The following is a 6,000-nucleotide window of genomic DNA, read 5'->3' on the forward strand; positions in this document are numbered from 1 at the left end:
GTGCATGCGCGCGGCATTGTGGCGCCGCGCCCGGCAGGCGGCAACGGCCCGCAGCGGCGGCGATGAGAGGCGCTAGGGCAGCGACGGAAGCGTGCCCGTGCGGTCGAACTCGGCCAGTTGCTGTTTCAGCGTCAGGGTGGCGCGGTGTTCCGGACCGAAGGCCGACGCGGTATGCCGCAGCGCCTCGGCGATGAAGCCGCGTGCCTTCGCCTGATCGCCGCGTCGGGCGGCGATCTCCGCACGCACCAGCCAGAGGTTGCGCAGCAGAAAGCGGTTGTTGGTGACGCCCTGGTGGCGCCGCAGCGCCGGCTCCAGCGCCACCAGCAGCGCATCGGCGCCAGCGGCATCGCCTTCGCGCAGCCGCAGCCGGGCTTCGCCGATGCGGTCGTTGAAGCGGAAGCTGTAGTGCTCGGGGTAGGCCTGCATCAGGCGGGCGTTCTCGTCGAGCAGCACGCGCACGCGGGTGCGGTCGCCGGCGGCATCGCGTGCCATCAGCGCCCGCGCCAGTACCGACCGGTGCGCGGGTTGCAGCGGCAACTCGTTGACGGCGGGCCTGGCGAGCGAGGATTCCAGCAGGGCGATGCCCTCGTCGCGCAGCGGTCCGCGCTGCGCCGGCGGCGCACTCGTGCTGGTGAAGAACAGGCGTCCGGCCAGCAAGCTGCGGATGCGCTGCACGTTCTCGTGCTCCTCCGGGTACGAGGCCAGCATGATCGCGTGCGCCTGGCGCAGCAGCGCCAGGCCGTCGGACGCGCTGTCCTGCCCGTAGGTGCCCAGCAGCGAGCGCACGCGCAGCACGTCCGCGTATTCCGGATGGTCCTCGCCGAAGTGCCGGCGCACGATCGCCTCGGCGCGGGCGATCGACGAGGCGCAGGCTTCCAGCTCGGTGCGCACGCACTCGACGTTGGCGACGATGCGCCAGGCGCGGCCCACCAGCGGGTGTTGCTCGCCGAGGCGCTGACTTGCCTCGTGCAGCAGGTCAGAGGCGACCTGGGCCGCGTCGGCCGGCCGCTCCTGCAGCAGCATCACGCTGACCAGCGACTGGCGCGCATCGTTGGCGACCAGCGGTGCATGCGGGGAGGCGAGCGCGATCGACTGGCGCAGGTCGGCCTCGGCCTCGCGGAAGCGGATCAGGCGGCTGCGCCAATAGCCGCGCAGCAGGTACAGCTCGGCCTGGGCGACCGCATCGCCGGACGCCGTGGCCAGCGCCAGCGCCGCGTTGAGCGTGCGCTGCGCCTCGCCGCGTTCGATCTGGTTCCACTGGCTGCGGGCCAGCGTGGTCATCAGTTGCAGGCGCAGGCCGGTCTGCGCCGGGTCCGCGTCGTCGAGCATTGCCAGGGTGGCCTGCGCGATGCGGTGCGCCTCGGCCGATTCGCCCTGCAGCGTGAGCAGGGCCGCCAGCGTGGCCTGCTGCTGGGCGCGTGCCAGCCGGTCGGTGCCCTGCAGCGCGGCGGCCTCGCGGGCGAGCGCGGTGGCGCGCCGGTAGTCGCCCAGCACGGTGTAGTTGCGCGCCAGGATCGCCAGCCCACGCGCCAGCACGGCCGGATGTCCGTCGCCGGCGACCGCGCGCACGCGCCGTTCGGTGTCCTGCAGCAGGTCGCGCGAGGACAGCGCGGTATCGCCCAGCCCCGACAGCGTGGCCACGCCCAGGGTCTGCTCGAACACCTGCGACAGCGCCACCGTCGCGGCCGCCTCGCGCGCGCTGCGTTCGGCCTGCCAGGCGGCCATGCTGCCGCCGACGGCGAGGGTCAGCCCGACCAGCCCGGCCAGTCCCACCGCCACGCGATGGCGGGCGACGAAGCGCCCGCCGCGATACAGCAGGCCACCGTTGCGCGCCTGCACGGGCCGCCGGCTGCGCCAGGCGAGCAGGTCCTCGCGCAGCGCGTTGGCGGAGGGATAGCGCTCGGCGGGATCGAAGGCGATGCAGCGCAGGGCGATGGCATCCAGGTCGCCGGCCAGCCGGCGCGACAGCGTGCGCGCATCCCTGGCGCCCCGCACGCGCGCCTCGGCTTCGGGCAGGTCCACGGCCAGCTGCGACATCGGGGCGGGCGGCGGCGCCGTGGCGGGGTCCGTCAGCCACCACCGCGAGGCGGTGGTCGGCAGCCGCTCGCACAGCAGCCGGTACATCACCATGCCGAGCGACCAGAGGTCCGACGCCACGGTCGGACGATCGCCGCGGGTGGCCTCCGGCGGCGCATACCCCTCGGAAATCGCGATGCGCGGCGCCAGCGCATCGGCCGCCAGCGAGGCGGTCAGGCCAAAGTCCAGCAACTGCACCTGGCCCTCGGTGTTGACCAGCAGGTTGGCCGGCTTGATGTCCTGGTGCAGCACCAGCCGCGCATGCGCATAGGCCAGCGCCCCGCAGGCCTGCACCAGCAGGTCGATGCGCTGTTCGATGCTGGCCCGGTGCACGTGGCACCACGCATCGATGGGCATGCCGTCGACGTAGCGCATGGCGAACCACGGCCGTCCCGCGCCGTCGATGCCGCCATCCATCAGCGTGGCGATGCCGGGATGGTCGAGCGCCGCCAGCGTCTCGCGCTCGCGCAGGAAGCTTTCCACCAGCCGCGGCGAGGACAGTTCGTGGCGCATGCATTTCAGCGCGACGCGCTGCCGGTACTGGCCGTCGTCGCGCCAGGCCTCGTAGACCGTCCCCATGCCGCCACTGTCGATGACCCCCTCGATCCGCCATGGCCCCAGCCGCGCGCCCAGGTGCGGATCGGCGCCGCTCGCGCCGGTGTCGGCGAAGAGCACGTCGTGCAGCCCGTCCAGTGCGTGCGCGTCGTCGTCGTCCAGGCTGTCGTCGGTCGCCAGCAGCCGTTGCAGCGCGTCATGCGCCGCCGGTTCCTCGCGTGCGAGCGTGGCCAGCCGCTGCGCGCGCTGCGCGGCGGGCAGCGCCACGACTTCATCGAACAGCGCCAGGGCGCGGGCGAAGGCGGCGTTCATGCCGGCCCTGCGCCCAGGCGCGGCCCGCCGCCGTGCCCCGCCACGTTCCCGCAGCGGAACCGGGTGCCGATGATGCGCGCGATGGAAGTGGCGATGGCCATATCCCTGCTGGGCAGTCCGTGCCGGACAGCCGCATTGTTGTCCCCGGCGGCGGCCGCATCAATCCCCGCGTGCGCCGCGGGCGCGCCGTTACTGTGAGGCGATGCGTAGCACGTGTGTCAGCGCGCGCTGTGCAGGTAGTCCAGCGTCACCTGCAGCAGCGAGCGCAGGCCGATGTCGAGCGAGCCCTCGTCCAGCATGAACTCCGGCGAATGGTTGCTGGGCGCGCTGATCGGGTCGATGCCCCTGGCGGTGCTGCCGACGAAGAAGAACATCGACGGCACTTCGCGCGCATAGAACGAGAAGTCCTCCGCGCCCATCTGCAGCGGCGGGGTGATGACGTTGTCGGCGCCGACCACGGCCTGCAGGCTGGGCAGCATGCGCGCAGTCAACGCGGGATTGTTGACGGTCACCGGGTTGCCGTCGTTGTCGGGCACGCTGGCCTCCACCTTCGCACCGTGCGCGGCGGACACGTGGGTGGCGACGTTTTTCAGGTCGGCGAAGATCTTCTGCCGCATGCCGTCGTCGAAGGTGCGGATGGTGCCGACCACTTCCACGTCGTCGGGAATGATGTTGTAGCGGATGCCGCCCTTGATGGCGCCGAAGCTGACTACCGCCGGCAGTTTCGAGATGTCGGTGCGGCGGCTGACGATGGTCTGCGCGGTGCCGATCACGTCGGCCATCGCCACGATCGGGTCCACGCCGCCCCACGGCCGCGAGCCGTGCGTCTGCCGGCCGACGACCTTCAGCGTGAAGCTGTCGGACGCCGCCATCAGCGGACCCTGGCGCACGCCGATCTGGCCCACCGGGATGGACGAGAACACGTGCAGGCCGAACACCGCTTCCGGTTTGAAGTCATTGAACACGCCTTCGGCCAGCATCAGCGACGCACCGCCCTCTTCGCCGGCGGGCGCGCCTTCCTCGGCAGGCTGGAACACCAGCAGCACCTCGCCGGGCAACTGGTCCTGCATCGCCACCAGCGCCTTCGCCACGCCCAGCAGGATGCCGGTGTGCGCATCGTGGCCGCAGGCGTGCATCACGCCGACCGTTTCGCCGCGGTACGTGGCGGTGGCCTTCGACGCGAACGGCAGCTTGTTGCGCTCGGTCACCGGCAGCGCATCCATGTCGGCGCGCAGCGCGATGTGCGGACCGGGCTTGCTGCCCTTGATCACCGCGGTGACGCCGTGATGCGCGATGCCGGTGCGCGGCTGCAGTCCGAGTTTGCGCAGCTCGTCGGCCACGCGCTTGGCTGTCTGTTCCTCGCGGTTGGACAGTTCCGGGTACTGGTGGAAATGCCGGCGCCAGTCGACCACCTGCTGCTGTACGGCCTTGCCGGCGGCGGCGACCTCGGGACGCTGCGTGGTTGCGCCGTCCTGTGCGACGGCAGGCAAGGCCGTGGACAGTGCGGCGGCAAGCAGGGAAACGATCAACGGACGTGCGTGGCGCATCGTGTCGGACTCCGGACGGGATACGGCGATGCTAACCGCATACGTCCTCTGGCGTTGGGAAGCAGATCGACGCTTACGACCTGAGACGGACCACCGCGTCGGCCAACGTGCCCGGATACCGTTCGTGGTCAGCCTGTCGAACCACGCTGTTTGCACTGGATCGAAGCACCAGAACGGCCCGCTTTTCCGCGAGAAGCGTGGTTCGACAGGCTCACCACGAACGGAGCCCGACGCTCACCACGAACGACGCCCGCGGTTCCGGTCTCCACTAGAATGAGCGCGCGTCGTGCCCATCGGTCGTTGGGTGGACACGCATCGTCACCGCCCCGGAACCCCCATGCCCGACCTCGCCCTGCAGGTGCTCCTGCTGCTGTTCCTCGCCGCGATGCTGGCGGGCTTCATCGACGCCATCGCCGGCGGCGGCGGCATGGTGACCATTCCCGCCATGCTGCTGGCCGGCATCCCGCCGCTGCAGGTGCTGGGCACCAACAAGCTACAGTCGCTGTTCGGTTCGGGGTCCGCGAGCTGGGCCTACGCGCGGCATGGCCACGTCGATCTCAAGGGCCAGCTGCCGATGGTGCTGACGGCCGCGCTCGGGGCCGTCGGGGGCGCGCTGCTGGCGACGGTGATCCCGGTCGCGTGGCTGAAGTGGGCGCTGCCGTTCCTGCTGGTCGGCATCGCCGTGTACTTCGGCCTGAAGCCCGATATCGGCCACGTCGACCGCCAGCAGCGCATGCGCCCGCAGGTGTTCGCGCTGACCTTCGTGCCGGCGATCGGCTTCTACGACGGCGTGTTCGGGCCGGGTACCGGTTCGTTCCTGATGCTCGGATTCGTGGCGCTGGCCGGCTTCGGCATCCTCAAGGCCACGGCACACACCAAGTTCCTCAACTTCGGCTCCAACCTCGGCGCGTTCGCGGTGTTCCTCGTCCACGGTGCGGTGCTGTGGAAGATCGGCCTGCTGATGGGTGCAGGCCAGTTCCTCGGCGCGCAACTCGGCTCGCGCTTCGCAATGAAGCAGGGCGCCCGCATCATCAAGCCGCTGCTGGTGACAGTGTCGATCGCGCTGGCGATCCGCCTGCTGGCGGATCCGCAGCATCCGTTGCGGGTGTGGATCGGCCTTTGATCGGTTGTTGTGGGAGCGACGTGAGTCGCGATGCTTTTCGTTGGGGGAAGCGAAAAGCTCGCGACTCACGTCGCTCCCACGACCACGCTGGATCAGGGCATGTGCAGGTAATCCCACGCCAACGGCAACATTGACTCCTTCTCCCCGCCAGGCGGGGAGAAGGTGGCCGGAGAGCCTGCCCCGTACTTGATACGGGGCCGGATGAGGGGCGAGCGCGATGCTTCGATGGCATCGCATGCCTCTCTCATTCGGCGGCTTCGTCGCCCCTCACCCGCCTTCGGCACCCTTATCTCTTGGCGATCTGCCAGATTAGATGCCGAGAGCCGGCGTGGTCGAGCGTCACACCTTGGGTGCTACGACCGCGGGAGAGCAAGCTCGCCACGCCGG

3 protein-coding genes are annotated in these 6,000 nt (G+C 70.6%); 1 reads left to right on the plus strand and 2 read right to left on the minus strand.

All coding sequences use genetic code 11. The features are described from left to right. Window positions 1-72: 72 nt before the first annotated feature. Together MMG85_RS10445 and MMG85_RS10450 are read right to left on the minus strand one after the other, a co-directional pair. Entirely contained in the window at window positions 73-2,943 is a 2,871-nt protein-coding gene (locus MMG85_RS10445; protein ID WP_241045987.1) for a serine/threonine-protein kinase, read from the minus strand. A 218-nt stretch (window positions 2,944-3,161) separates the two neighbouring features. Beyond that, entirely contained in the window at window positions 3,162-4,490 is a 1,329-nt protein-coding gene (locus MMG85_RS10450) for an amidohydrolase (RefSeq protein WP_241045988.1), read from the minus strand. 337 nt (window positions 4,491-4,827) lie between these two features. On the opposite strand from MMG85_RS10450, the gene MMG85_RS10455 reads away from it, so the two are divergent. Next, complete coding sequence (locus tag MMG85_RS10455; protein WP_241045989.1) at window positions 4,828-5,613, plus strand: TSUP family transporter; 786 nt, start codon at window positions 4,828-4,830, stop codon at window positions 5,611-5,613. Window positions 5,614-6,000: the final 387 nt, after the last annotated feature.

This window comes from Pseudoxanthomonas sp. LH2527 (assembly GCF_022539275.1).
GTDB lineage: Bacteria > Pseudomonadota > Gammaproteobacteria > Xanthomonadales > Xanthomonadaceae > Pseudoxanthomonas_A.

Excerpts from the sequence above, each read along its gene's own strand:
- MMG85_RS10445 (WP_241045987.1), bottom strand. The coding sequence starts at position 2,943 with ATGAACGCCGCCTTCGCCCGCGCCCTGGCGCTGTTCGATGAAGTCGTG.
- MMG85_RS10450 (WP_241045988.1), bottom strand. The coding sequence starts at position 4,490 with ATGCGCCACGCACGTCCGTTGATCGTTTCCCTGCTTGCCGCCGCACTG.
- MMG85_RS10455 (WP_241045989.1), top strand. The coding sequence starts at position 4,828 with ATGCCCGACCTCGCCCTGCAGGTGCTCCTGCTGCTGTTCCTCGCCGCG.